Below are 26,663 nucleotides of genomic sequence, written 5' to 3' on the forward strand. Positions count from 1 at the left end.
GTGTCGTCCCTGCGAACGCAGGGACCCATAACCACAGGAAGGAGTCGAAGTGCGAGGCTCCCACTCCGAGTTTTCGCCAAACTCCTCCCTGTGGGTATGGGTCCCGGATCGGCGCTCCGCTCCAGGCAACGCTTCGCGTTGCATGGAGTTACGCTTGTCCGGGACGACATCGAGATTGGCTCAGGTCCCGGCCCGAAATCCCGTCGCCAGCACGTAGCGCTCCGAGGAATCCTGCCGGCTCGCAGCCGGTTTCACATGGCGCACCGTCGCAAAGTCGCGCTTGAGCTGGGCCAGCAGCTCGGCGTCGGCGCCGCTCTGGAACGTCTTGGCGAGGAACGTGCCGCCGGGCTTGAGCACGTCGCAGGCAAACGCAGCGGCTGTCTCGACCAGGCCGACGATGCGGAGCTGGTCGGTCTTGCGGTGGCCGGTGGTGTTGGCGGCCATGTCGGACATCACGACGTCCGCCTTGCCGCCGAGCATCGCGGTGAGCTTTTCCGGCGCGTCATTGTCCATGAAGTCGAGCTGCGCGAAATCGACGCCGGGGATCTCGGGCATCTCCAGCAGGTCGATCGCGACGACCCTGCCCTTGCCTTCCGCGGAGCCGACGCGCTTGGCGGCGATCTGGCTCCAGCCGCCGGGCGCGGCGCCGAGGTCGACCACGGCCATGCCGGGTTTCAACAGCCGATACTTGTCGTCGATCTCCAAAAGCTTGAACGCCGCGCGCGAGCGATAACCTGCCGCCTTGGCTTTCGCGACATAGGGATCGTTGAGCTGCCGCTCCAGCCAGAGCTTGGACGACAATTTGCGCTTGCCGCCGGTCTTGACCTGGACGTGCAAGCGGCCGGTGGTGTCTTTCGCCATCTCACCAGCTCCTGAGCGCGCCGTCCTCGCGCATCATCTCGACCAGCATGCCCTCGCGCAGGCCGCGGTCGGCGACGCGCAGGCGCGGCAGCGGAAAGGCGCGGCGGATGGCATCGAGGATGGCGCAGCCGGCCAGCACGAGGTCGGCGCGCTCGACGCTGATGCAGCTGTTGTTCGCGCGCTCCTCGTAGCTCATGCCGAGCAGCCTGCTGATGGTCGCGGTGATGTCCGGATCGTTCATCCAGATGCTGTCGATACGGCGGCGGTCGTAGCGCGGCAGGTTGAGATGGATGCCGGCGAGCGTCGTCACCGTGCCGGACGTGCCGAGCAGGTGCATATCGGTGAGATCGCGGCCGTGCTCCTCCGCGAACGGGGCGACATGGTTTGCGACCTCGCGCTCCATCGCGGCATAGATCCCGGGCGTCACGTCGCGGCCGCCGAACTGCTCGGCGAGCGTGACCACACCGTACGGGATCGACATCCAGGCCTTGATGCGCGGCTGCGGATTTGCGGGATCGCGCTCGATCCGCACCAGCTCGGTCGAGCCGCCGCCGATGTCGAACAGGATCGCGCCGCGTCCTCTGGGGTCGACCAGCGGCGAGCAGCCGAGCACGGCGAGCGAGGCCTCGGTCTCGCGGTCGATCACCTCGAGCTCGATGCCGGTCTCGGCCGCGACGCGGCTCCGAAAGCCTTCCGCGTTCGAGGCGGCGCGGCAGGCTTCGGTCGCGATCAGCCGCAGCCGCCGCGCCTTCCGCAGATTGATCTTGTCGCGGCAAATGCTGAGCGCCGCGATGGCGCGCTCGATCGCGGCCTCGCTGATGCACCCGGTCGCGGAGACGCCCTCGCCGAGCCGGATGATGCGTGAGAAGGAATCGACCACACGAAAGCCGTCGTGGGTCGGACAGGCGATCAGCAGCCTGCAATTGTTGGTGCCGAGGTCCAGCGCCGCATAGACGCCGGTTCCCGGCGCTTGCGCGCCAATGGCCGGATCGGCGGCCAACGCCACCGCCGCCATCGACCCCTCCAGCTCGCCGTGCGGCCCATGGCCGGCGCGGAGCCGCGTGTGGTCATTCATACAAATTGTCTTTCCGCGGCCGGTCGGGCCGGTCTGGAATTGATTTTTCGCCTGAAACATTAGCAGCGCGGCAGGCCTGCGCAACAACGCATCACATGGGACCATGCCCATTCGTGCGTTGTCGTGAACGGGGTGGTGGGTTATCTGAGGAAAGTCCGGTCCCCCGCTGCCGCGAAAATGCGCAAATGCCGGCTTTTCAGGTCAATTCCATGCAAGAACACACCAAATCGTCCACGCTCGAGAACGCTATTGCACTGCAAAAATATGGCGTCGGGCAACCGGTCCGCCGCAAGGAGGACGACACGCTGGTACGCGGCAAGGGCCGCTACACCGACGATTTCAACCTGCCCGGCCAGGCCTACGCCGTGATCGTCCGCTCCACCCATGCCCATGGCATCATCCGCGGCATCAACAGCGAGGCCGCCAAGGCGATGCCGGGTGTGCTGGGGGTGTGGACCGGCAAGGATCTCGATGCCGCCGGCTATGGCCCCTTCACCTGCGGCCTGCCGCTGAAGAGCCGTGACGGCTCGCCCCTGCTCCAGACCAACCGCCAGCCGCTCGCGACCGACAAGGTCCGCTTCGTCGGCGATCCCGTCGCCTTCGTGGTCGCGGAGACACTGGCGCAGGCGCGCGACGCCGCCGAGGCGGTCGAGCTCGACATCGAGCCGCTGCCCGCGGTGACCGATCCCGAGGAAGCCGCCAAGCCCGGCGCGCCGCAGCTTTACGACCACATCCCTGATAACGTCGCGCTCGACTACCATTATGGCGACATGGACAACGTCAACGCGGCCTTTGCCAGCGCGGCCCATGTCACAAAGCTCGACATCGAGAACACCCGCGTCGCCGTGGTCTCGATGGAGCCGCGTGTTGGCCTTGCCTCCTACGACAAGAAGACTGAGCGCTACACGCTTCAGGTGCCGACGCAAGGCGTGGCCGGCAACCGCGCCAATCTCGCCAAGAACCTCAACGTGCCGAACGACAAGGTGCGCATCCTCACCGCCAATGTCGGCGGTTCCTTCGGCATGAAAAACATCAACTATCCCGAATACATGTGCATCCTGTATGCGGCCAAGGCGCTGGGACGTCCGGTGAAGTGGCTTGATGAGCGCTCCACCAGCTTCCTCTCCGACAGCCACGGCCGCGCGCAAAGGATCCATGCCGAGCTCGCGCTCGATGCCGAGGGGCATTTCCTCGCGGCGAAGCTGTCCGGTTACGGCAATCTCGGCGCCTACATCACCGGCGTCGCGCCGGGGCCGCTCTCGCTCAACACCGGCAAGAATTTCTCCAGCGTCTATCGCACGCCGCTGATGGCGGTCGACATCAAGACGGTGCTGACCAACACCACGTTGATGGGCGCCTATCGCGGCGCCGGCCGGCCCGAGGCGAACTACTACATGGAGCGGCTGATCGACCGCGCCGCCGACGAGATGAGCATCGACCGGCTGACCTTGCGCAGGCGCAACTTCATCAAGCCGAACCAGATTCCGTTCCCGGCCTCCTCCGGCGTCACCTATGACAGCGGCGACTTCCAGGCCGTGTTCAACAAGGCGCTCGAGATTTCCGACCACGAGAATTTCGCCAAGCGCAAGAAGGAGAGCAAGAAGGCCGGCAAGCTGCGCGGCATCGCGGTCGGCTCCTATCTCGAGGTCACCGCGCCGCCGAGCCCCGAGCTCGGCAAGATCGTGTTCGATCCAGACGGCACCGTGCAGCTCATCACCGGCACGCTCGACTACGGGCAGGGTCATGCGACGCCGTTCGCGCAAGTGCTGTGCCAGCAGCTGGGCGTCCCCTTCGAGAGCGTCAAGCTCGTGCAGGGCGACAGCGACATCGTCCACACCGGCAACGGCACTGGCGGCTCGCGCTCCATCACCGCGAGCGGCATGGCGATCGTGGGCGCCGCCAAGCTCGTGATCGAGAAAGGCAAGCGCGCCGCCGCGCATATGCTGGAGGCCTCCGAAGCAGACATCGAGTTCGCCGATGGCAGCTTCACCATCGCCGGCACCGACCGCAGCATCGACATCATGGAGCTGGCCAAGAAGCTGCACGACGGCAAGGTGCCGGAGGGTGTGCCTGACTCGCTCGGCGTCGACCACACCAGCGAGCCGGTGCCGTCAGCCTTCCCGAACGGCTGCCATGTCGCCGAGGTCGAGATCGATCCCGAGACCGGCGTGGTGCAGATCGTGCGCTATAGCGCGGTGAACGATTTCGGCACGGTGATCAACCCGATGCTGGTCGCGGGCCAGCTCCACGGCGGCGTGGTCCAGGGCATCGGCCAGGCGCTGATGGAGCACGTCCGCTACGACGAGAGCGGCCAGCCGATCACGGGCTCGCTGATGGACTACGCCCTGCCCCGCGCCGAGGACGTGCCGAACATGGCGGTCGGCGACCACCCGGTGCCGGCCACGACCAATCCGCTCGGCAGCAAGGGCTGCGGCGAAGCCGGCTGCGCCGGCAGCCTGTCGACCGTGGTGAACGCGGTGATCGATGCTCTCTCCGAGTACGGCATCAAGCACATCGACATGCCGCTGACCCCGGAGCGCGTGTGGCAGGCGATCCAGGAGGCTAAAGCCAAGGCGGCGTAAAGGGCGCAAGAGCCCACACACACTCTCCGCCGTCATGGCCGGGCTTGACCCGGCCATCCATGCCACTGCGTACCAAGAACGTGGATGCCCGGGACAAGCCCGGGCATGACGACGTGGTGACGATGTGCGCCTTTCCTACGCCGCCGCCTGCTCTCGCGGCTGGTAGATCGCTATGTGCTGGCAGTGCGCCAGTGGCGTCGTGCCATTGGCGACGACGAGGGCGTCGAGCTCGACGAAGCGATGGCCTTTCTTCTCGTAGTTGGCGGTGACCTTCGCCCGTGCCGTGATCTCGTCGCCGGCGCGTGCGGCGGACAGCAGCTGCATGCGGCTGCCGACATGAATCCAGGGCCCCAGAATGGTGTTGTCGACGAGGACACGGTTCATGACGCGCTGGATCAGGCCGGGATGGCCAAGCCCCTCGCGCGCGAAGATCGGATCGGCCTCCCTGATGTCGGCGAGATAATCCGTTGCGTCCTGTCCGGCCCAGCGACGCGGCGCTGTGCCCAGCCATTTTCCGGTCTCGAAGGTCGCCGGGCTGACCGGCTTTCGCTCGGCAACCGCGGGGACCTCGACATAGTCGCTCAATGACACGACAGGCGCCTTCGCCGGCAGCGAGGCCGTCCCCGTGGCGCAAAGCTCGGTGCGGCTGAACACCTCGACCGTGAGCAGGCCGTTGTGCTCGGTGGCATCGACATCGGCGGTCTCGCCGTCATAGACCGGCTTGATGAAGCGGGCCTCGACCAGCCCGCGCGACAGAAAATCGCGCCCCCAGCGCGCGATCGGCACGTGCATCATGTAGGCGAACACATCGACGCCGGGGACCAGTCCGCCGGAAAAGCCGAAGCGGCGTGCCACCGTGTCGTCATGCATCTTGTTCTCGGACTGCTTGGCGGTGTTGTAGGCCGTGACGCGGTAGGTTTCGAGCCGGTTCGGCATGGGGCATCTTCCCTGTTTTCTTGTTGTTCAGGAGCGATCGTAGGGCCTGAGGAACCGGGGTCAATCCCCTCGCCTTTAGGGCCCGAATGGGGTACCACGCGGCGAATGACTGACACCCCCACCCGCATCTATGTCGACGCCGACGCCTGTCCGGTGAAGGACGAGATCTACCGTGTCGCGCTCCGGCACGGCGTTCCCGTGAGCGTCGTCGCCGGCAATTTCATTCGCGTGCCGCAGGACCCGTTGATCGAGCGGATCGCCGCAGGTGCCGGCATGGACGCCGCGGACGACTGGATCGCGGAGCGCGCCAGGCCCGGCGACGTCGTCGTGACATCCGACATTCCGCTGGCCAGCCGGTGCGTGAAGGCGGGCGCCGACGTGATCGCGCCGAATGGAAAGCCCTTCACGGAAGAATCGATCGGGATGACGCTGGCGGTGCGCAACCTGATGACCGATCTGCGCTCGGCCGGCGAAGTCACCGGCGGACCGCGATCGTTCGCGCCGCGTGACCGCTCCGCCTTCCTCTCGGCGCTCGACCAGACGCTGCGCCGGATCCAGCGCCGCCGCACGGATGCGGCCGCCACGAGTCAGGGCTGACCATGGCGCCGCCGCTGATCCAGTTGAAAGACATCAGGCTGACCTTCGGCGGCACGCCGCTGTTGTCAGGCGTGGAGCTCAACGTCGCGCCATCCGAGCGCGTCTGCCTGATCGGCCGCAACGGCTCAGGCAAGTCGACGCTGCTCAAGATCGCGGCCGGCCTCGTCGAGCCCGACTCCGGCACGCGCTTCGTGCAGCCGGGCGCCACGGTTCGCTACCTGCCGCAGGAGCCCGACTTTGGCGAGCACAAGACCATCCTTGCCTATGTCGAGGCCGGCCTCGCCCCCGGCGACGATCCTTACCAGGCGCGCTATCTGCTGGAGCAGCTCGGGCTGACCGGCAACGAGAACCCGCACAATCTCTCCGGCGGCGAGGCCCGCCGCGCGGCGCTGGCGTATGTGCTTGCGCCCTCGCCCGACATCCTGCTGCTGGACGAGCCGACCAACCATCTCGATCTCTCCACCATCGAATGGCTGGAAAAGGAGCTCGACAGCCGCCGCAGCGCGCTGGTGATCATCAGCCACGACCGCCGCTTTCTCAGCAATCTCTCGCGCTCCACCGCCTGGCTCGACCGCGGCAGGATCAAGCAGATCGACCGCGGCTTTGCCTCGTTCGAGAGCTGGCGCGACGAAGTGCTGGCGGAAGAAGAGCGCGACCAGCACAAGCTCGACCGCAAGATCGTCGACGAGGAGCACTGGCTGCGCCACGGCGTCTCCGGCCGGCGCAAGCGCAACGTCAAGCGGCTCGCCAATCTGCATGCGCTACGCGACCAGCGCCGCAACTATCGCGGCACCGCCGGCAGCGCCAATCTGGCGGCGGCTGAAGCCGAGCAATCCGGCAAGCTGGTGATCGAGGCGAAATCCATCACCAAGGCCTATGGCGAGCGCAAGATCGTCGAGAACTTTTCCACCCGCATCCAGCGTGGCGACCGGCTCGGCATCATCGGCCCGAACGGCGCCGGCAAGACCACGCTGGTCAACCTGCTCACCGGCGGCATGCAACCTGATTCCGGTACGGTGCGGTTGGGTGCCAATCTGGAGATGGCGACGCTCGACCAGCACCGCGAAAGCCTCGATCCCAAGTCGACGCTGGCGGAAGCGCTGACCGGTGGCCGCGGCGACCAAATCATGGTGGGCGGCAAGCCGAAGCATGTCGTCGGCTACATGAAGGACTTTCTGTTCGCGCAGGAGCAGCGCGGCACGCCGCTCGAAGTACTCTCGGGCGGCGAACGCGGCCGGCTGATGCTGGCGCGCGCGCTGGCAAAGCCGTCGAACCTCCTGGTGCTGGACGAGCCGACCAACGATCTCGATCTCGAGACGCTCGACGTGCTCGAGGAGATGCTCGGCGACTACGAAGGCACGGTGATCCTGATCAGCCACGACCGCGATTTTCTCGACCGCGTCGTCACCTCCGTGATCGCGCCTGAGGGCAACGGCAAGTGGGTCGAATATGCCGGCGGCTACAGCGACATGCTGGCGCAGCGCGGCGCCGACCTCAAGCGTGAGGCGGCGAAGGCGCAAGCCCTGGCGGAGAAGAAAGAGGAGCGGCCTACTGCTGCCTCATCGGCGCCCAAGCGGAAGCTGAGCTTCAACGAGAAACACGCGCTGGAAACGCTGCCGAAGAAGATGGAGACGTTGCAGGCAGATATTGCAAGATTGCAGCGCGTGCTCGACGATCCCGATCTCTACACCAGGGATCGCAGGAAATTCGACGAAACCTCCGCCGCGATCGCCAAGGCGCATGAAGAATTGTCTGCTGCCGAAGAGCGCTGGCTCGAACTCGAAATGCTCCGCGAAGAGATTGAACAGGCATAGCGCGTATTCCGCAAAAGTGGGTACCGGTTTTGCGATCAGAATACGCGCCAACTGAAGGACCTCCATGACCACGCCCCTCGCCGCCAAGATCGCCCGCGAATACGGCACGCCCTGCGCCGTCATCGACATGGACAGGGTCGAGCGCAACATCGCGCGCATCCAGAAGGCCTGCGATGACGCGGGCGTCGCCAACCGCCCGCACATCAAGACGCACAAGAACCCGACCATCGCCAGGATGCAGGTCGCGGCCGGCGCCAAGGGCATTACCTGCCAGAAGCTGGGCGAAGCCGAGATCATGGCCAATGCGGGCATCGACGACATCCTGATCAGCTACAATCTGCTCGGCGAGGAGAAGATGGCGCGGCTCGGCGCGCTGCAGGCGAAGGCAAACATGACGGTGGCCGCCGATAACTCGACCGTCGTCGCCGGGTTGCCCAAGGCAGCCGCAGCATCCGGCCGCCCGCTTTCGGTCGTCGTCGAATGCGACACCGGCCGCAAGCGTGCGGGTGTCGAGACGCCGGCCGAGGCGATCGCGCTGGCGCGTGAGATCGCAGCCTCCACGGGGCTCGAGTTCGCCGGCTTCATGCTGTATCCGACCGAGACCGGCTGGGCGGAGGCACAGAAGTTCTATGACGAGGCGCTGGCCGGCGTGCGGGCGCACGGGCTCGATGCCAAGATCGTTTCGACCGGCGGCACGCCGAATCTCGTCAATCTCGGCAAGCTCAAGGGCGGCACCGAGCATCGCTTCGGCACCTATATCTACAACGATCGCATGCAAGTCGCCGCCGGTGTCGCCAGCTGGGACGATTGCGCCCTGCACATCTATTCGACCGTCGTGAGCCGCGCCGCGCCCGAGCGCGGCATCCTCGATGCCGGCTCTAAGACGCTGACGTCAGATACCGGCGGCCTCGACGGCCACGGCCTGATCCTGGAGCATCCCGAGGCCAAGATCGCGAAATTCGCCGAGGAGCACGGCTTCCTCGACCTCTCCCGCAGCAACACGCGGCCGAATGTCGGCGACGTCGTCCGCATCGTGCCGAACCACGTTTGCGTCGTCGTCAACATGATGGACGAAGTGGTGATGGTGCGCGGCGAGGAGATCATCGGCACGCTGCCGGTGGCCGCGCGGGGGAAGTTGAGGTAGGGAGCGCACTGCCGTAGGGTGGGCAAAGCGAAGCGTGCCCACGACTTTCTCGCCGTGCCTGCGAAAGATGGTGGGCACGGCGCTTCGCGCCTTTGCCCACCCTACGATTTCTGCAGTTGGGCGAGCCAGCCCAGCACGCCCCTGCCCGCCGAAGCCCCGGTCGCGAAGGACGCCTGCAGCAGATAGCCGCCCGTTGGCGCCTCCCAATCCAGCATCTCGCCGGCCGCGAACACGCCGGGCAGCTTGCGCAACATGAAGTGTTCGTCGAGCTCGTCGAAAATGATTCCGCCTGCCGTCGAGATCGCCCGATCGATCGGGGCGACGCCGGTGAGCCGAACCGGAATGGCATTGATCAGGCGCGCGAGCTCGGCCGGTGAGAACGACGCCAGAGGCCGGCCGGATGCGATGGCCGCCTCCTGCATCAGGCCGATACCGACCGGCGACAATTGCGTCGCCTTGCGCAGGAAGTTCGCCAGCGATTGCTTGCCGCGCGTGCCCGACAGGCGCGTTGTCAGGTCGGCGACGGCAAGGTCCGGCCGCAGCGCGATCATCAGCGTCGCCTGCCCGAGACCCAGCACCGCCTCGCGCAGCTCGGCCGACAGCGCGTAGATCGCGCCGCCTTCGATGCCGCCACGCGTAATCATCGCTTCGCCGCGCACCGTGTGTGCGCCGATCGTCAGCGCCACGCCCTTGAGCGGCTGGCCCTCGAAACGGTCGCGGAACACATCGGACCATGCGACCGTGAAGCCGGAATTGGCCGGCCGCAGCTTCGAGACGGCAATGCCCCTTGCGGCGAGAAGACCGGTCCAGCCGCCGTCCGATCCGAGCCGCGGCCAGCTTGCGCCGCCAAGCGCGAGCACCACTGCCCTGGCCTCGATCGACCGTTGGCCGCCGCTGGTGCGAAACAGCAATCGGCCGTGCTCGTCCCAGCCAATCCAGCGATGACGAAACGCAAAGCGCACGCCGGCGGCATCGAGCCGCCGCAGCCACGCGCGCAGCAAGGGCGAGGCCTTGAACGCTTTCGGAAACACCCGCCCGCTGGTGCCGACGAAGGTCGCCTCACCCAGCGCCTCGCTCCAGGCGCGCAGCGCGTCCGGCGGGAACGCCTCGATCGCCGCTTGCAGCTTCGGTGCCGCCTCGCGATAGCGCGTCATGAACTGCGGCAGCGGCTCGCTGTGGGTGAGATTGAGCCCGCCGCGGCCGGCCATCAGGAATTTGCGGCCTGCCGATGGCATGGCGTCGTAGACGGTGACGCGGGCGCCGCCCTGCGCCAGTACCTCCGCCGCCATCAGCCCGGCGGGGCCGGCGCCGACAATGGCGACGTGGGGTTCAGATGAGGTCATGGCGGGAGTTTAGGCCAAGCTGGACACCAAGGAACGGGTCGTCATGGCCGGGCTTGTCCCGGCCATCCACGAAAGCCACGCGCGTGGTGCCAGGAACGTGGATGGCCGGGACAAGCCCGGCCATGACGGAAGGTACGTTCCGGGGCCAGCCGTTCGCATCGCCCGGGAATGACGGCGTGGCTAGAGCTTGATCCCCGCCCGTGCCGCGGCCTGCGCGACGTATTTCTGCGTCTGCTCGAAGGCGCCTTGCAGCGCTTTCGCCTTCGACATGTCGCTGATCTCTTCGAAATGCGCGGCGACCGCATCGGGCGTCCACTCGCTCTCCGGCAGGTTGATGCCTTCGCTCTCCAGAATCTTGATCACGGCGAAGGAGCCGGCGCCGGCGCCCATGATGGTGCGGGTTGGCGCATCCTCGCTGAGCATATACTCGACCGCCGGCGTGATCGCGTTCGGCTTCATCAGTTGCAGCGCCTGTGGCGGCAGCAGCTCTTCGGTCATGCGGGTCGCCGCCGTCGGCGAGATGATGTTGACGCGGATGTTGTTCTTGCGGCCCTCTTCCGCAAGCACATTCATCAGGCCGACCATGCCGGACTTGGCCGCGCCGTAATTGGCCTGGCCGAAATTACCGTAGAGGCCGGACGACGACGTCGTCAGCACGATGCGGCCGTAATTGCGGTCGCGCATGCCGGCCCAGGCCGCCTTGCAGCAATAGAAGGTGCCGACGAGGTGCACGTCGAGCACCTTCTGGAAATCGGCTACCTCCATCTTGCCGAACGACTTGTCGCGCAAAATGCCGGCATTGGCGCACAGGAGATCGACGCTGCCCCACTCCTTGGTGGCGCGCTCGACCATGGCGGTGACCTGTTCGAAATTCGACACGTCCGCGCCGTCGGCCATCGCGGTGCCGCCGGCTTTGCGGATCTCCTCGACCACAGCTTCGGCCGGTGATAGCGAGCCGCCGCTGCCGTCACGCGCGCCGCCGAAATCGTTGACCACGACCTTGGCGCCGCGGCTGGCCAATCCCAGCGCATGCGCCTTGCCGAGACCATTGCCCGCGCCGGTGACGATGGCGACGCGTCCGTCGAACCTGATTGCCATGTTTGCGTTTCCTGGATGCTAGTTCGTGACGGCCGGGCTTGACCCGGCTATCCATCAAAATCGAAGAGCTTTTGAGCAGCGATGGGTTGCCGGGTCAAGCCCGGCAACGACACGCGGTATCAGGCGAAATAGATCAGGCCGAGCCAATCCGCGACCAGCGCGGGCTTGTCCTCGCCTTCGATCTCGACCGTGACGTTGGTGCGGGACTGCAACTCGTTGGGCTTGCGCAGCTTGGCCTCGGCCAGCACGAAACGGCCGCGGACGCGCTTGCCCGAGCGGACCGGTGAGATGAAGCGCAATTTGTCGAAGCCGTAATTCACCCCCATCGTGGTGCCTGCGATGACGGGCATCACCTCGTACGACATGATCGACAGCAGCGACATCGTCAGGAAGCCGTGCGCGATGGTGCCGCCGAAAGCGGTTTCCTTCCTGGCTCTTTCAGGGTCGACGTGGATGAACTGGTGATCCTCGATCACGTCAGCATAGGTGTCGATGCGGGGCTGGTCGATCAGGTGCCACGAGGACACGCCGATCTCCTTGCCGACCATGGCCTGATAGGCCTGAAGCGTAATCGGCGGCTTCTTCCAGACTTCGTTCACTTAGGTCTCGCTCCGTGTCTTTGCCAGCTCCGGAAAATCCTCCTCGCGGAATTCCCGGCCGCGCAGCGGATCGTCGCGATCATTGTCGCGTTCCAGCCGTCGTAGCTGGACGCGACGGATTTTTCCAGAGATCGTCTTCGGCAGCTCGGTGACGATTTCGAGACGACGGATGCGCTTGAATGGCGCGAGGCGCGTGTGGAGATGTTTGAAGATGGAGAACGCTGTCTCGGGTGAACGCTGCGCGCCCGACGTCAGCAGCACGAAGGCCTTGGGAATGGCGAGCCGGATCGGATCCGGGCTCGGCACCACCGCGGCTTCCGCGACCAGCTCATGCTCCAGCAGTACGCTCTCGAGCTCGAACGGACTGATGCGGTAATCCGACGACTTGAACACGTCGTCGGAGCGGCCGACGAAGGTGAGATAGCCCTCGTCGTCTTCGAACACGACATCGCCGCTGCGATAGAGCTCGCCCTCTGCGCCGGACAGTTTGCCGTCATCACTTTGATAGCCCTGCATCAGGCCGGCCGGGCGCTCGGTCCCGAGCACCAGCGCGACCTCGCCTTCCTTCGCCGGGTTCCCATCGGCGTCGCTGATCTGGACGCGATAGCCCGGCAGCGGCCGGCCCATCGAGCCGACCTTGATCTTCTGGCCCGGCGAGTTGCCGGCGAGCGCCGTGGTTTCGGTCTGGCCGTATCCGTCACGGATGGTGAGGCCCCAGGCGGCCCGCACCTGATCGATCACTTCAGGGTTCAGTGGTTCGCCTGCGCCGCAGACCTCGCGCAAGGCCACCTTGAACGATGCAAGGTTCTCCTGAATGAACAGCCGCCAAACGGTCGGCGGCGCACACAGCGTGGTGACGCCGCAGCGGCCGATGGTGGCGAGCAGCGCCTTGGCATCGAAGCGCGGCTGGTTGACCACGAACACGGTCGCGCCCGCGTTCCATGGCGCGAAGAAACAGCTCCAGGCGTGCTTGGCCCAGCCGGGCGACGAGATGTTGAGGTGGATGTCGCCGGGCTTCAGTCCGATCCAGTACATGGTCGAGAGATGGCCGACCGGATAGCTGCGCTGGCTGTGCCGCACCAGCTTTGGTTTTGCCGTCGTGCCCGAGGTGAAATAGAGCAGCATCGGGTCGTCGGCGTTGGTCAGGCCATCCGGCGTGAAGCCCTCCGGCATTTTGGCCGCCTCGTCATAGGCGAGCCAGCCGTTGGAAGCCGCGCCGACCACGATGCGAACGACGTTCTCGGCGCCCAGGCTCGCGAATTTGGCGACCTGATCCTCGGCGGCCACGACCGCCTTCGCCTTGCCGCGATCGAGCCGGTCGCGCAGCTCGTCGGCGGTGAGCAGTGTCGTCGCTGGAATCACGACGACGCCGAGCTTCATCGCCGCCAGCATCGTCTCCCACAACGGAACCACGTTGCCGAGCAGCAGCAAAAGGTGGTCGCCGCGCTTGAGGCCCTGCGCGCGGAGGAAGTTGGCGACCTGGTTGGAGCGCTTCGAGAGCGCCGCGAATGATAATTTTGTCTGCTTGTCCTGTGCGGCATCGACAATCCAGAGCGCGGGACGATCCTTGCTGTCCGCATTCGCCGCCAGCTCGGCGTCGAACCAGTCGAGCGCCCAGTTGAATGCAACCGGATCGGGCCAGCGGAATCCTTTGACCGCCGCCTCGTATTCCGTGCGGTGCTTTAGCAGAAACGCGCGCGCTTCCTGGAATGTCGTCATCAAGCTTTCCCGGCCAGACTCCTAACGTGCTTGATAATTCCGGAAAAATCCACCCCGCCCTGCCCGGCTGCGTCGAAAGACTGATAGATCTCCTGCGCATGCTTGCCGAGCGGCGTGGCGGCGCCCGCAGCCTTCGCCGCGTCCTGCGCCAGCGTCAGATCCTTCACCATCAGGGCCGAGGCGAAGCCCGGCTTGTAGTCGTTGTTCGCCGGCGAGGTCGGCACCGGGCCCGGCACCGGGCAATAGGTCGTCAGCGACCAGCACTGGCCGGACGAGGTCGAAGCAACGTCGAACAGCGCCTGGTGCGAGAGCCCGAGCTTTTCACCAAGCGCGAAGGCCTCGCTCACCGCGATCATGGAAATGCCGAGGATCATGTTGTTGCAGATTTTTGCAGCCTGCCCTGCGCCGGCGCCGCCGCAATGGACGATCTTCTTGCCCATGCTTTCGAGCACCGGCTTGGCGGCTGCAAACGCCTTCTCCTCGCCACCGCACATGAAGGTGAGCGTTGCGCCCTTGGCGCCGCCGGTCCCGCCGGAGACCGGCGCGTCGACCGAGAGCACGCCGTGCTTGGCGGCCAGCGCGTGCGCTTGCCGCGCGCTTTCGACGTCGATGGTGGAGCTATCGATGATCAGCGCGCCCCTGGTCATGGCTGGAACGACCTCGTTCCAGACGCCAAGCACGTGCTTGCCTGCGGGGAGCATGGTGACGACGACATCGGCGCCCTTCACCGCGCCCGCGGCGCTGTCGGCGATGCCGGCGCCGTCAGCCTTGGCTTGATTGCGGGAGGCCTCGACGAGGTCGAACGCCACCACCTTGTGGCCGGCCTTGACCAGATTGGCGGCCATCGGGCCGCCCATGTTGCCGAGACCGATGAATGCGATCGTGGCCATTGTGGTTTCCTCCGCTGCAGCGTTGATTAGTTGAACTTCAGTTCGTCGGCGCCGATCTCGGCGAGATACGGCGTAAGCATCTCTGGCGTCACATCCTCGATCCGCGGCGGCGACCAGGCCGGATTGCGGTCCTTGTCGATCACCGCGGCACGCACGCCCTCGCGGAAATCGTCGCTGCGGAAGACTTCCAGCGCGGCGCGGTATTCGCGCACCAGGCACTCCTCCAGGTTCGACGCCGTGCGCGCGAGCCGCAGCAGTTTCAGCGTCACCACCATGCCGCGCGGCGATTTCTCGTTGAGCGTCTTCAGCGTGGCCTGTGCGAATTCGGAGCCGTCACGCCTCAGCGCCGCGACGATGTCCTCCATGCGGTCGAAGCCGAACAGAGCGTCGATGGCCGCCTGCTTGGCCGCAACCGGTCCTTTAGCTTCGCCGGTGCTAAAGCCATTGATGAGCTTGCTCACCTCGGCGGCGGTCGCACCCCGGCGAACCTTGGTCAGCGCCTCCCGCAGCTCCGGCCATTTGGCTGCCGGCACCACGGCATCCGCGAACTTGGCGTGGATGGCGTCCGGCCCGTTCATCGTCTGCCCGGTCAGGCCGAAATAAGTGCCGATCTCGCCGGGCGAGCGCGACAGCAGCCAGGTGCCGCCGACATCGGGGAAAAAGCCGAGCCCGACTTCGGGCATCGCGAGCTTGGTGCGGTCGGTGACGACGCGGTGGCTGGCATGGCCGGAGAGGCCGACGCCGCCGCCCATGACGAGGCCGTCCATGAACGCAACATAGGGCTTCGGATATTTCGCGATCCGCGCATTCATGACGTATTCCTGGCGCCAGAACCGCGCGCCGAGATCGCCGCCTTCGCGCGAGCTCTCCCAGAGGCCGCGGATGTCGCCACCCGCGCAGAGGCCGCGCTCGCCGGCACCTTCGAGCACGATGACGGCAACGTCCGGATCGGTTTCGAACCGGTCCAGCGCCGCATCGATGCCGATGGACATCTCCAACGTCATGGCGTTGATCGCCTTCGGACGGTTGAGCCGGATCACGCCCGCGGCGCCCTCGCGGCGAACGATGAGATCGCCCTCCTCCGCCGAGCTCATCGCGCGCCCTCGATCAGCTTGCGCGCCACGATGAGCCGCATGATTTCGTTGGTGCCTTCGAGGATCTGGTGCACGCGCAGGTCGCGCACGATCTTCTCGATGCCGTACTCGCTGAGGTAGCCGTAGCCGCCGTGAAGCTGGAGCGCGTGGTTGGCGACCTCGAAGCCGACATCGGTGCCGAAGCGCTTGGCCATCGCACACAGCATCGTGGCGTCGGGGTCCTTGCGGTCCAGCGCTGCCGCGGCACGCCACAGGAAGGTGCGCGCGGCCTCGAGCTCGATCGCCATGTCGGCGAGGCGGAATTGCAGCGCCTGGAATTCGTCGAGGCGCTTTCCAAACGCCTTGCGCTCCTTCATGTAGGCGCGCGCCTTGTCGAGCGCGGTCTGCGCGCCACCGAGCGAGCATGCCGTGATGTTGAGGCGGCCGCCGTCGAGACCGGCCATCGCGATCTTGAAACCCACGCCCTCCTCGCCGAGCCGATTGGCAACCGGCACACGGGCGTTCTCGAACATCACCGCGCGGGTCGGCTGCGCGTTCCAGCCCATCTTGCGCTCATTGGCACCGAAGGAGACGCCCGGCGTCTTGCCGTCGATGACGAGGGTTGAGATGCCGCCGGGGCCGTCGCCGCCGGTCCTGACCATCGCGACCAGGAGATCGGTGCCGCCTGCGCCGGAGATGAATTGCTTCTGGCCGTTGAGGACATAGTGGTCGCCGTCGCGTACCGCGCGGGTGCGCAGCGCTGCCGCATCCGAGCCGGCGCCCGGCTCGGTCAGGCAGTAGCTGGCGATCAGCTCCATGGTGCAGAGCCTTGGCAGCCATGTGTGGCGCTGGGTGTCGCTGCCGAAGGCATCGATCATCCAGCTCGCCATGTTGTGGATGGAGATGAAGGCTGAGGTGGTCGGGCAGCCCGTCGCCAGCGCCTCGAAGATCAGCGCCGCATCGAACCGCGTCATGGCGGAGCCGCCGACATCGTCGCGGATATAGATGCCGCCCATGCCGAGCGTGGCAGCCTCGCGCATGACGTCGACGGGAAAGTGCTTCTCCTCGTCCCAGCGCAGCGCATGCGGCGCGATCTTTTCCGCCGCAAACGCCAACGCCATGTCGCGAACCGCGATCTGATCCTCGTTCAGAGCGAACTGCATCCCGGCCTCGCTCCTGAGAGGATCACTTCATCAGCGGGATCGAGAACTCCGCACCTTCCTTGACGCCGGACGGCCAGCGCGAGGTCACCGTCTTGGTCTTGGTGTAGAAGCGGATCGAGTCCGGGCCGTGCTGGTTGAGATCGCCGAAGCCGGACTTCTTCCAGCCGCCGAAGGTGTAATAGGCGATCGGCACCGGGATCGGCACGTTGATGCCGACCATGCCGACGTTCACCTTGGCCGCGAAGTCGCGCGCGGCGTCGCCATCGCGGGTGAAGATGGCAACGCCGTTGCCGTAGTCGTGGTCCGACGGCAGCGCCAGCGCTTCCTTGTAGTCGTGCGCGCGCACCACCGAGAGCACGGGGCCGAAGATCTCTTCCTTGTAGATCCGCATGTCCTTGGTGACGTTGTCGAACAGCGACCCGCCGAGATAGAAGCCGTTCTCGTAGCCCTGCATCTTGAAGCCGCGGCCGTCGACGGCCAGCGTCGCGCCTTCCTTGATGCCGATGTCGATGTAGCCCTTGACCTTCTCGACCGCCTCGCGTGTGACCAGCGGGCCGTAATCGGCCGACGGATCGATCGAGGTGCCGATCTTGAGGCTCTCGACACGCGGGATCAGCTTTTCCATCAGCCGGTCCGCGGTGGACTTGCCGACGGGCACCGCGACGGACACGGCCATGCAGCGTTCGCCGGCCGAGCCGTAGCCGGCGCCGATCAACGCGTCGACGGCCTGGTCCATGTCGGCATCGGGCATGATGATGGCGTGGTTCTTGGCGCCGCCGAAGCACTGGCAGCGCTTGCCGGTCTGCGCGGCGCGCTCGTAGATGTACTGCGCGATCGGAGTCGAGCCGACGAAGCCGATGGCCTTGACGTCGGGATCGTCGAGGATGGCGTCGACCGCCTCCTTGTCGCCGTTGACGACGTTGAGGATGCCGGCCGGCAGGCCCGCTTCCATCATGAGTTCAGCGAGCAGCATCGGCACGCCGGGGTCGCGCTCCGACGGCTTCAGGATGAAGGCGTTGCCGCAGGCGATCGCCGGCGCAAACTTCCACATCGGGATCATCGCCGGGAAATTGAACGGCGTGATGCCCGCGACGACGCCGAGCGGCTGGCGCATCGAATAGATGTCGATGCCGGGGCCGGCGCCTTCGGTGTACTCGCCCTTCATCAGATGCGGAATGCCGCAGGCGAACTCGGCGACCTCGAGGCCGCGCTGGATGTCGCCCTTGGCGTCGGGCACGGTCTTGCCGTGCTCGCGGGCGAGCAACTCGGCGAGCTTGTCGTAATCGCGCTGCACCAGCTCGACGAACTTCATCATGACGCGGGCGCGGCGCTGCGGGTTGGTCGCGGCCCACTCGGGCTGTGCTGCGCGCGCGTTCTCGACGGCGGCGCGAACCTCGGCCTTGGAGGCCAGCGCCACCTTGGCCTGGACGTCACCGGTCATCGGCTCGAAAACGTCGGCGGTGCGGCCCGAGGTGCCCTTGACCTCCTTGCCACCGATGAAATGTCCGATTGAACGCATGGGATGATCTCCTTCAGGCCGAGCGTGGTCGCTTTGACAAATCCTATCGACCTGCATTTTATAGGATTCAAGTCTGAGATATTGCACCATAGATGTGCGAAAATGCTGGATCAAGGCGCTATCGACTGGGACGACTTTCGCTTCGTGCTGGCCATCGTGCGGGGCGGCTCGGTCTCGGCTGCGGCAAAACAGCTCGGCGTCGACCATGCCACGGTGATCCGCCGCGTCGATCGGCTGGAAAAGCACCTGTCGGCCAAGCTGTTTGACCGGCGCAAGACCGGCTATCTCCTCACCGAGGCAGGCCAGCGCGTCGCCGACAGTGCGGAAGCGATGGAATCGACCATCGTCGCCAACCAGGAGCAGGTCGGCGGCTCGGTGGCGCGGCTGACCGGCACCGTGCGGATCGGCGCGCCCGACGGGTTCGGCACTGCCTTCCTGGCGCCACGGCTCGCCCCCTTCGCCGACCGCTATCCCGATCTCGATTTGCAACTTGTGGCAACCGCGCGGCTGTTCAGTCTCTCCAAGCGCGAGGCTGATATCGCCATCAGCCTGACCATGCCGAAGGAAGGCCGCATCGTCGGCCGCAAGCTGCTCGATTACCGCCTCGGGCTCTATGCCGCGCCAGCCTATCTCGACCGCTTTCCCAGGATCTCGTCACGGCAAGACCTACCGCAGCACCGCTTCGTCGGCTACATCGAGGAGCTGCTGTTCACGCCGGAGCTCGACTATCTGCCGCAGGTGTCGCCGCGGATTTCCGCACGCTTTCGCAGCGCCAATCTGATCGCTCAGCTCAATGCTACGCTCTCGGGCTTCGGCATTGCCGTGCTGCCGCATTTCATGGCGAGCGATCATCCGCAGCTTGTCGCAGTGTTGCCGGACGACATCTCGATCATGCGAACATTCTGGATGCTGATGCACGCCGACAGCAAGGACCTCGCGCGGATCAGGGCGGTGGCGGACTACATCAGCGAGATCGTCGAGCGCGAGCGGGCGCTGTTTGCGGGACGGTGAACGCCGCTGCCGAGCTCGGCTAACCCTGCTTCACCTTCTTCACAGCAGGCACCTTTGGCTCGCGCTTCACGCCATCGAGCGCGCTATCCCGGCCTGCCTTCAGCACCTCGTCCGACAATTCGTTCGATCCGGCGACGCGCGCCAGCAGCATGGTGCCGACCATCGTCGCGAGCGTCGCGATCGCCTGCTTGCGCGCGGCCTTGCGTGGCATGTTCGGGATATAGTCGGTCATCATCTCGATCATCTGGTCGAGCTTGCCGGCAAAGGCCTTGCGTGTCTTCGGGCTCTCGCGGGCGATCTCGGCGCCCAGAGCGGGGATCGAGCAGCCATGGCCGGGATTGTCGCGGTGCAGCGTGGACAGATAGCTTTCCGCGATCAGCGCCAGGCGCTTTTCGGGAGCGGCCTCGCCGGTAAGCTTGCGCCAGTGCTCCATCGAGCGGTCCATGGCATAGCCAAAGGCCTCGATCACCAGCGCCTCGCGGGAATCGAAATGCGCGTAGAAGCCGCCATGGGTCAGGCCCGCCTCCTTCATGAGATCGGCGACGCCGATGCCATGGGCACCCTTCTCGCGCAGCCGCACGGAGGCCTTCTTCACGATGCGGTCGTGGGTTTCCAGCTTGTGTTCCGGGGAGTAGCGCATGCGGATCTCATTGGATGTCGAGAGTCATCTCATAACACGCAAATGCCGAAATCGGTGCATTAATTCATGTTAAGTTGCGCCGATCATGGAAAAGGTTGCAGTTGCGTGGACCGCCAGGGCCCCCTTGCCGTCGCGGACAAAGCCCTCGGTGTAGCTGGTCTGGCGTCCCAGCTTGATCACCTTGCCTTCGGCCGAGATCAGCCCGGAGCGAACCGACAGCGGGCGCAAATAGGTCAACTTCAGATCGAGGGTCACCGAGCTTTGCCCGGCCTCGAGCCGGGTCGAGATCGCACATCCCATAGCCGTATCGAGAAGCGCCGCTGCGGTCGCGCCGTGGAGGAGACCGATGGTGTTTTCGAGATCTTCGCGCGGCTCCAGTTCCATGACGATCCGGCCCGGCTCGACCAATCCCACCGTGAAACCGATCAGTTTCGCAAAGGGCGGCGGCGGCAGCCGGCCGTCGCGAATGCCGAGCATGGCGTCCATGCCCGACAGGCCCATTGCCACTTTCGCGACCGGCGCCGGCACCTGCCAGTCCACCACGCGCTCACGCCGCCGTTCGGGCGAAAACAGATCGAGCTGATCGAGTTGGGTCATGACATGTCCATTTGTATGATAATCCTCATACTATGCCACGGACTTCGCGCTGGCAACTCGGTCGCGTGGGCCCGCTTGACAAGCCGGCCGTTTCGGCCCGGAAGTGATCCCGACCAGTGCGCCTCGCACGCGTCCACGAAACCTTCGAGATGCCACGATGGAAATGCTCAACAACCACTGCGGCGTGACGCGCGATGCGCGCGGCGTCGTTCATGTCGCGATCTGCAACGCCGGCCCGCTCAACATTCTCGGCTCACCGGTCACCGAGGCCGTGCGCGAAGGCCTCCAGCAGCTCGCATCCGACCGCAGCATTCGGGTCGTGGTGCTGCGCGGCCAGAGCGAGAAGAGCATGATCGGCGGCGCAGACATCAAGGAGATGGCCAAGCTCGACCAGAAATCCGCCGAAACCTTCATCAGCCGCCTGCGCGATCTCTGCGAGGCGGTGCGTGCCTTCCCTGCCCCGGTGATCGCACGGATGCCCGGCTGGTGCCTCGGCGGCGGGCTCGAAGTGGCGGCGGCCTGCGACTTCCGCATTGCCGCGCATGATGCGCATTTCGGCATGCCGGAGGTGCGCGTCGGCATCCCCTCGGTGATCCATGCGGCGCTCCTACCGCGCCTGATCGGCTGGGCCCGTGCGCGCTGGCTGGTGATGACGGCGGAGAACATCGACGCCCCGACCGCGCTGGCCTGGGGACTGATCGACAAGGTCGCACCGGAAGGCGAGCTCGATGCCGTGATCGAGCACACCGTGAAGGCGCTGCTCGAATGCGGCCCCGAGGCGCTGCGATCGCAGAAGGCACTGCTGCGGCAATGGGAGGAACTGCCGCTGACGGAGTCGGTGAACCTCAGTGTGAAAGTGTTCGGCGAGTCGTTCCTGACCGACGAGCCGACGCGGCTGATGCAGGCATTTGTGAACCGGAAGCGGTAGGCTCCGCTAACCGTGTCATTGCCCCGCGAAGGCGGGGCAATGACAGCCAGGTGTCGGGTGGCCGCTACACAACAAGTTGCCCCATACTCCTCCAATCGAACGACCAAATCTCATCTGAACCACGACATTTTCTCATCCCTGGCGCGGTTGCATTTTTTGCGCCGCATCATATGATGACCATAATCTCACCCGTCATCGCAGGGAGTTCTCGTCATGGCCGAAGCCGCCGATCCCGTCGTCATCGTCTCCGCCGCCCGCACCCCGCTCGGTCGCTTCATGGGCGAATTGTCGCCGCTTGCCGCCCAGAAGCTCGGATCGCACGTGATCGGCGCGGCGCTGGAGCGCGCCAAACTCGCGCCCGAAAAGGTCGACGAGGTCTTCATGGGCTGCGTGCTTCCGGCCGGACAAGGCCAGGCGCCGGCGCGCCAGGCGGCGCGTGGCGCCGGTCTGCCCGATGCCACCGGCGCCACCACGGTGAACAAGGTCTGCGGCTCCGGCATGAAGGCGACCATGTTGGCGCACGACATCATCCGCGCCGGCTCGGCCGAGATCGTCGTCTCCGGCGGCATGGAGAGCATGAGCAACGCGCCTTATCTGCTCGCCAAGGCGCGCGGCGGCTATCGCGTCGGCCATGACCGCATCATCGACCACATGATGATGGACGGGCTCGAGGACGCCTACGAGACCGGCCGCTCCATGGGCGATTTCGGCGAGGCCACGGCTGAAGCCTATCAGTTCACCCGCAAGGACCAGGACGCCTATGCCATGGAGACGCTCAGCCGCGCCCGCAAGGCGGTCGAGGGCGGCGCGTTCAAGGCCGAGATCGCACCGATCACGCTGACCGAGAAAGGCGGCCCGCGCGTCATCGCCAATGACGAGCATCCGCTGAAGGTTGACCCGGCCAAGATTCCCGGATTGAAGCCGGCGTTCCGCGCCAACGGCACCATCACGCCGGCGGCCTCCTCCGCCAATGCCGACGGCGCCGCTGCGCTGGTGCTGACGACGCGCTCGCTCGCCGATCGGGGCGGCCTGCCTGTTCTCGCCGAGATCAAGGGCCACGCCACTCACAGCCAGGAGCCGCAATGGTTCACCACGGCGCCGATTCCGGCGATCCGCAAGCTGCTCGACAAGGTCGGCTGGGCTGCCTCCGATGTCGACCTGTTCGAGATCAACGAGGCGTTCGCCGTGGTCGCGATGGCTGCGCAGCGCGATCTCGGCATTCCCCGCGAAAAGCTCAACATCAACGGCGGCGCCTGCGCACTCGGACACCCGATCGGTGCCACCGGCGCGCGGCTGATCGTGACGCTGCTGCATGCGCTCGAGGCGCAGAACCTCAGACGCGGGATTGCCGCGCTCTGCATCGGCGGCGGCGAAGCCACGGCCATCGCGGTGGAGCGGCCGGCGCACTAGCCGTCCGCAATGGCCGAAACTGAGGGAAGCCTGTCATTTCAGCCTTCCCTCGCCTGTGCCAGAGTGTAACGACGACGCGAGTCTCCCGGGGCTCGCAAACCAAGATTGAGGCCCAATGATCTCGAACTGGCTCGCGGCAGCGCTTTCCCGCCGCAACATTCACTACGGCTGGGTGATGGTCGGCGTGACCTTTCTCGCCGCGCTGATCAGCGCCGGCACGGTCGGCGCGCCCGGTGTGTTCATCGTGCCGCTTCAGAAGGAGTTCGGCTGGAGCACGGCGGAGATCTCCTCCGCGCTGTCGATCCGCTTCATCCTGTTCGGGCTGATGGCGCCGTTCGCCGCAGCCCTGCTCAACCGGTACGGCCTGCGCAACGTCACGCTCGCCGCCCAGCTCATCGTCGTCTCGGCGCTCGTGCTCTCGCTCGGCATGACCGAAGTCTGGCAGCTCATCGCGCTGTGGGGCGTGGTGATCGGGATCGGCACGGGCATGACCGCCCTGGTGCTCGGCGCAACCATTGCCACGCGCTGGTTCGCAGCACGACGTGGCCTCGTCGTCGGCATCATGACCGCGAGCGTCGCCACCGGCCAGCTCGTGTTCCTGCCGCTGCTCGCAAGCCTCACCGAGCGCTACGGCTGGCGCCTGGCGCTTGGCTTCGTCTGCATCATGCTCGGCGTCTCCGCAGTGGCGGTCCTGCTCGCGATGCGTGACCGCCCCAGCGATGTCGGCTTGCGGCCGTTCGGCGACGAGGGCACCGAGCCCCTGCCCGCCCCGCCGGCGAGCCACGGCTCGATCACGGGCGTTGCGCTCGGCACGTTGCGCGATGCCTCGAAATCGACGGCGTTCTGGATCCTGTTCGCGACCTTCTTCGTCTGCGGCGCTTCGACCAACGGCCTCGTCCAGGTGCACCTGATCCCGATGTGCCTCGATTTCGGCATCCCGCAGGTGCAGGCGGCGAGCCTGCTGGCTGCGATGGGCATCTTCGACTTCTTCGGCACCATCATGTCGGGCTGGCTGTCGGACCGCTACGACAATCGCTGGCTCCTGTTCTGGTATTACGGCCTGCGCGGGCTCTCTCTGATCTTCCTGCCCTTCAGCGATTTCTCGTTCTACGGCCTCTCCGTCTTCGCAATGTTCTACGGGCTCGACTGGATCGCCACAGTGCCGCCGACCGTGCGGATCACCGCGCAGAAATTCGGACCGGAGCGCGCCAATCTGGTGTTCGGCTGGATCTTTGCCGGCCATCAGCTCGGTGCCGGCGCCGCCGCCTTCGGCGCCGGCCTGTCTCGCACGGTGTATGAGAGCTACCTGCCTGCGTTCTTCATTGCCGGCGCGCTGTGCGTGTTCGCCGCGCTGATCGTGCTGGCGCTGTCGCGGCAGCCCAAGCCGCAGCCTGCGATGGCGTAGTATCTGATCGTGCTGGTGACGCCGAACACGGCGGCGTCACCAATCCGCTCGAGCCGGTGAAACCTTCGAGCACCCGGCGCACCGAAGCGGAGAGCGATTGCCGTGTATGGAAGATTGTGACGGCACGAGGATCGGCGTCACTTCGAATCCTTGCTCAGTTCGATCGCGACCTCCGACATCCAGGACCCCGGCGCCTCCATCAGGAAGGACTGATGATTGCTCTTGGTCTGGATCGTCACCAGCGCGGCCACCGTGTTTCCCTCGATTCGCGCCTCGATCAGGCCGTCCTTGTTCGTGCCGTAGACCTTGCCGCCCTGTCGATATTCGCTCTCGAACCAGTTGCCGGAAAGCTCCGTCCCGCTCTGCTCGATGTTCGCGGACAGGACCATCTTGTACGCATCGCTTGCGCAGCGCAGATCGAGTGTCAACGACCGTCCCGGCCTGGTGACGTTGTATGCCACTTTGCAGCGGACCCTCTCACGCGGACCATCCGAGGGCTTCATCGTACCGATGCCCGACCATGCGCCGGCCAGGCCGTCGAACACCGGCTCTGCGCATAACGGGCTGATGCCGACGAGCACGAGGCAGGCCGCGCCGATGCCCATGCGCGCCGCCGACAACTTCAATAGCATTCTTCCGATCCTGATCCGTAAAGTCTGGGCGCGTCCTAAGCCCCAACAGCCGCGGGATGTTGACGAAGCTGTTTAGAAATGTTGCAAAGATTGCCTGAACGTTGCCGGGATCGGCACATCGAGTACACGCCAAGATGTACCCCAGGGGAAACAAAATGCCGGCTCCGTCGTCCGCACCCATCATCCCGACCACGCCTGTGACCGCCGAGATGCGCGATGCGTTGCGCGCGATCGTCGGCGAGAAGGGATTTATCGAGGACGAGCACGGCAAGCAGCCGTTCGTGACGGATTGGCGAGGCTTGCTGGTCGGCGGTGCCGGCGCCGTCGTTCGTCCCGGCAACACCGAGGAAGTGTCAAAAGTGGTCAGGCTTTGCCACGCGCACGGCGTCGCGATCGTGCCGCAGGGCGGCAACACCGGCCTGATGGGTGGGGCCACGCCCTGGCCGGCGCACACCGGCATTGTGCTGTCGCTCGGCCGCATGAATCGCGTGCTGGATGTCGATCCCGTCGGCTATTCGATGACGGTCGAGGCGGGCTGCGTGCTGCAGACGCTGCAGGAGACCGCCAGCAAGCACGACAGGTTCCTGCCGCTCAGCCTCGGCGCCCAGGGCTCGTGCATGATCGGCGGCAACCTCTCGACCAACGCCGGCGGCGTGCAGGTGCTGCGCTACGGCAATGCCCGCAATCTCGTGTTGGGGCTCGAGGTCGTCCTGCCCAATGGCGATGTCTGGGACGGATTGCGAGCGCTCAAGAAGGACAATACGGGCTACGACCTCAAGCACCTGTTCATGGGCGCCGAAGGCACGCTGGGCATCATCACCAAGGCCGTGCTTAAGCTGTGGCCGGCGCCGAAGGACGTCAGCACCGCGTGGCTGGCGATCCGGGATCCACGCGCGGCCCTGGAGATCCTGTCCGAAGCCCATAGCGCCTCCGAGGACAATGTCGGCTCCTGCGAGCTGATGAGCCGCGCCGCCATCGACATGGTGCTGCGCCACATTCCCGGCACCCAGGATCCGCTCAAGGCGGACACGCCATGGTATCTCCTGCTCGAGTGGTCGTCTGCGCGCCCGCGCCGGGATGGGACCGAGGGCATGTCCGAGAAGCTGGAGCAGTTCCTTGCCGACCAGCTCGAGGCCGGCCGCGTGCTCGATGCCGCGATCGCTCACACGGTCGGCCAGTCGCGCAACATGTGGCGGATCCGGGAGGGTGTGGCCGAGGCCTCCCGGGCCGAGGGTCCGGGACTGAGCTACGACGTGTCGGTGGCGATCTCCCGGATCCCGGAGTTCATCGACAAGGGGCTCAAGGCCGTGATCGACATCCTCCCGACCATCCGCCCCTACCCCCTGGGACACATCGGCGACGGCAATCTGCACTTCTCGTTCATGGGGCCGATCGGCATGGATCAGCAGACGCTGACCCAGTACAAGGGCGCCATGACGCGGGCCGTGAACGACCTCGTCACTTCCATGGGCGGATCGATCTCGGCGGAGCACGGCATCGGCATCGACAAGCTCGACGAGCTCAGCCACTACCGGTCGAAGACCGAGCTCGACATCATGCGCACCATCAAGCGCGCGCTCGATCCGCAAAACATCATGAACCCCGGCAAGGTGCTGCGGCTGTGACT

23 protein-coding genes are annotated in these 26,663 nt (G+C 65.8%); 9 read left to right on the forward strand and 14 right to left on the reverse strand.

Annotation, left to right across the window (positions count from 1 at the left end; translation table 11 throughout):
- Positions 1 to 180 precede the first annotated feature (180 nt).
- Together ACM42_RS16805 and ACM42_RS16810 are read right to left on the reverse strand one after the other, a co-directional pair.
- Positions 181 to 861 carry an RlmE family RNA methyltransferase gene (locus ACM42_RS16805; RefSeq protein WP_271528999.1) on the reverse strand — a complete coding sequence of 227 codons (681 nt, stop codon included), beginning with the start codon at positions 859 to 861 and terminating at the stop codon, positions 181 to 183.
- Between the two features lies 1 nt (position 862).
- Positions 863 to 1,936, reverse strand: coding sequence for a Ppx/GppA phosphatase family protein (locus tag ACM42_RS16810; protein WP_028178444.1), 1,074 nt, complete (start codon positions 1,934 to 1,936; stop codon positions 863 to 865).
- Positions 1,937 to 2,145: 209 nt separating this feature from the next.
- Here ACM42_RS16810 and ACM42_RS16815 point away from each other — a divergent pair, with 209 nt between their 5' ends.
- Positions 2,146 to 4,518, forward strand: coding sequence for a xanthine dehydrogenase family protein molybdopterin-binding subunit (locus ACM42_RS16815; protein ID WP_271529000.1), 2,373 nt, complete (start codon positions 2,146 to 2,148; stop codon positions 4,516 to 4,518).
- Between the two features lie 135 nt (positions 4,519 to 4,653).
- On the opposite strand, the gene ACM42_RS16820 is transcribed toward ACM42_RS16815, so the two are convergent.
- Entirely contained in the window at positions 4,654 to 5,454 is an 801-nt protein-coding gene (locus ACM42_RS16820) for a hypothetical protein (RefSeq protein WP_271529001.1), read from the reverse strand.
- Between the two features lie 105 nt (positions 5,455 to 5,559).
- Here ACM42_RS16820 and ACM42_RS16825 point away from each other — a divergent pair, with 105 nt between their 5' ends.
- From ACM42_RS16825 to ACM42_RS16835, 3 genes are all read left to right on the forward strand, one after another.
- Entirely contained in the window at positions 5,560 to 6,051 is a 492-nt protein-coding gene (locus tag ACM42_RS16825; RefSeq protein WP_271529002.1) for a YaiI/YqxD family protein, read from the forward strand.
- 2 nt (positions 6,052 to 6,053) lie between these two features.
- Positions 6,054 to 7,865, forward strand: a complete 1,812-nt coding sequence (locus ACM42_RS16830) for an ABC-F family ATP-binding cassette domain-containing protein (RefSeq protein ID WP_271529003.1) — start codon at positions 6,054 to 6,056, stop codon at positions 7,863 to 7,865.
- A gap of 64 nt (positions 7,866 to 7,929) precedes the next feature.
- Positions 7,930 to 9,009: a D-TA family PLP-dependent enzyme gene (locus ACM42_RS16835; protein WP_271529004.1), complete on the forward strand. Its 1,080-nt coding sequence runs from the start codon at positions 7,930 to 7,932 to the stop codon at positions 9,007 to 9,009.
- Positions 9,010 to 9,110: 101 nt separating this feature from the next.
- Here the strand turns inward: ACM42_RS16835 and ACM42_RS16840 are convergent, their stop codons facing one another.
- From ACM42_RS16840 to ACM42_RS16875, 8 genes are all read right to left on the reverse strand, one after another.
- Positions 9,111 to 10,352 carry an NAD(P)/FAD-dependent oxidoreductase gene (locus tag ACM42_RS16840; RefSeq protein WP_271529005.1) on the reverse strand — a complete coding sequence of 414 codons (1,242 nt, stop codon included), beginning with the start codon at positions 10,350 to 10,352 and terminating at the stop codon, positions 9,111 to 9,113.
- A gap of 180 nt (positions 10,353 to 10,532) precedes the next feature.
- On the reverse strand, positions 10,533 to 11,450 hold the full coding sequence (locus ACM42_RS16845; protein ID WP_271529006.1) for an SDR family NAD(P)-dependent oxidoreductase: 918 nt from the start codon (positions 11,448 to 11,450) through the stop codon (positions 10,533 to 10,535).
- Between the two features lie 119 nt (positions 11,451 to 11,569).
- Entirely contained in the window at positions 11,570 to 12,049 is a 480-nt protein-coding gene (locus ACM42_RS16850; protein ID WP_271529007.1) for a MaoC family dehydratase, read from the reverse strand.
- The gene (locus ACM42_RS16855) at positions 12,050 to 13,768 is read right to left on the reverse strand and encodes an AMP-binding protein (RefSeq protein WP_271529008.1); all 1,719 of its coding nucleotides are present in this window, start codon (positions 13,766 to 13,768) and stop codon (positions 12,050 to 12,052) included. It lies immediately after the preceding gene.
- Positions 13,768 to 14,685 (reverse strand): 3-hydroxyisobutyrate dehydrogenase, encoded by a 918-nt coding sequence (gene mmsB / locus ACM42_RS16860; protein WP_271529267.1) that lies wholly within the window; start codon positions 14,683 to 14,685, stop codon positions 13,768 to 13,770. Before mmsB ends, ACM42_RS16855 begins: the two co-directional genes overlap by 1 nt.
- Positions 14,685 to 15,752, reverse strand: a complete 1,068-nt coding sequence (locus tag ACM42_RS16865; protein WP_271529009.1) for an enoyl-CoA hydratase/isomerase family protein — start codon at positions 15,750 to 15,752, stop codon at positions 14,685 to 14,687. Before ACM42_RS16865 ends, mmsB begins: the two co-directional genes overlap by 1 nt.
- Positions 15,749 to 16,894 carry an isobutyryl-CoA dehydrogenase gene (locus ACM42_RS16870; protein WP_271529010.1) on the reverse strand — a complete coding sequence of 382 codons (1,146 nt, stop codon included), beginning with the start codon at positions 16,892 to 16,894 and terminating at the stop codon, positions 15,749 to 15,751. The genes ACM42_RS16865 and ACM42_RS16870 overlap by 4 nt, the downstream gene beginning before the upstream one ends.
- A 22-nt stretch (positions 16,895 to 16,916) precedes the next feature.
- Positions 16,917 to 18,413, reverse strand: coding sequence for a CoA-acylating methylmalonate-semialdehyde dehydrogenase (locus tag ACM42_RS16875; protein WP_271529011.1), 1,497 nt, complete (start codon positions 18,411 to 18,413; stop codon positions 16,917 to 16,919).
- A 102-nt stretch (positions 18,414 to 18,515) separates the two neighbouring features.
- Between ACM42_RS16875 and ACM42_RS16880 the strand changes: the two genes are divergently transcribed.
- Positions 18,516 to 19,424, forward strand: coding sequence for a LysR family transcriptional regulator (locus ACM42_RS16880; RefSeq protein WP_028178430.1), 909 nt, complete (start codon positions 18,516 to 18,518; stop codon positions 19,422 to 19,424).
- 19 nt (positions 19,425 to 19,443) lie between these two features.
- On the opposite strand, the gene ACM42_RS16885 is transcribed toward ACM42_RS16880, so the two are convergent.
- Together ACM42_RS16885 and ACM42_RS16890 are read right to left on the reverse strand one after the other, a co-directional pair.
- A complete protein-coding gene (locus ACM42_RS16885; RefSeq protein WP_271529012.1) occupies positions 19,444 to 20,064 on the reverse strand; it encodes a TetR/AcrR family transcriptional regulator in 621 nt (206 codons plus the stop codon).
- Positions 20,065 to 20,133: 69 nt separating this feature from the next.
- Positions 20,134 to 20,661 (reverse strand): PaaI family thioesterase, encoded by a 528-nt coding sequence (locus ACM42_RS16890; RefSeq protein ID WP_271529013.1) that lies wholly within the window; start codon positions 20,659 to 20,661, stop codon positions 20,134 to 20,136.
- 157 nt (positions 20,662 to 20,818) lie between these two features.
- Between ACM42_RS16890 and ACM42_RS16895 the strand changes: the two genes are divergently transcribed.
- The 3 genes from ACM42_RS16895 to ACM42_RS16905 all read left to right on the forward strand — a co-directional run bounded on the left by ACM42_RS16895 (position 20,819) and on the right by ACM42_RS16905 (position 24,404).
- Positions 20,819 to 21,589 (forward strand): enoyl-CoA hydratase, encoded by a 771-nt coding sequence (locus ACM42_RS16895; RefSeq protein WP_271529014.1) that lies wholly within the window; start codon positions 20,819 to 20,821, stop codon positions 21,587 to 21,589.
- A gap of 213 nt (positions 21,590 to 21,802) precedes the next feature.
- Entirely contained in the window at positions 21,803 to 22,999 is a 1,197-nt protein-coding gene (locus tag ACM42_RS16900; protein ID WP_271529015.1) for an acetyl-CoA C-acyltransferase, read from the forward strand.
- 115 nt (positions 23,000 to 23,114) lie between these two features.
- Positions 23,115 to 24,404 (forward strand): MFS transporter, encoded by a 1,290-nt coding sequence (locus ACM42_RS16905; protein ID WP_271529016.1) that lies wholly within the window; start codon positions 23,115 to 23,117, stop codon positions 24,402 to 24,404.
- 137 nt (positions 24,405 to 24,541) lie between these two features.
- Here the strand turns inward: ACM42_RS16905 and ACM42_RS16910 are convergent, their stop codons facing one another.
- A complete protein-coding gene (locus tag ACM42_RS16910; RefSeq protein ID WP_271529017.1) occupies positions 24,542 to 25,009 on the reverse strand; it encodes a hypothetical protein in 468 nt (155 codons plus the stop codon).
- Between the two features lie 182 nt (positions 25,010 to 25,191).
- Between ACM42_RS16910 and ACM42_RS16915 the strand changes: the two genes are divergently transcribed.
- Complete coding sequence (locus ACM42_RS16915; RefSeq protein ID WP_271529018.1) at positions 25,192 to 26,661, forward strand: FAD-binding oxidoreductase; 1,470 nt, start codon at positions 25,192 to 25,194, stop codon at positions 26,659 to 26,661.
- The last annotated feature ends 2 nt before the right edge of the window (positions 26,662 to 26,663 follow it).

Origin of the sequence: Bradyrhizobium sp. CCBAU 25338 (genome assembly GCF_028128965.1) — a bacterium.
GTDB classification, from domain to species: domain Bacteria; phylum Pseudomonadota; class Alphaproteobacteria; order Rhizobiales; family Xanthobacteraceae; genus Bradyrhizobium; species Bradyrhizobium liaoningense.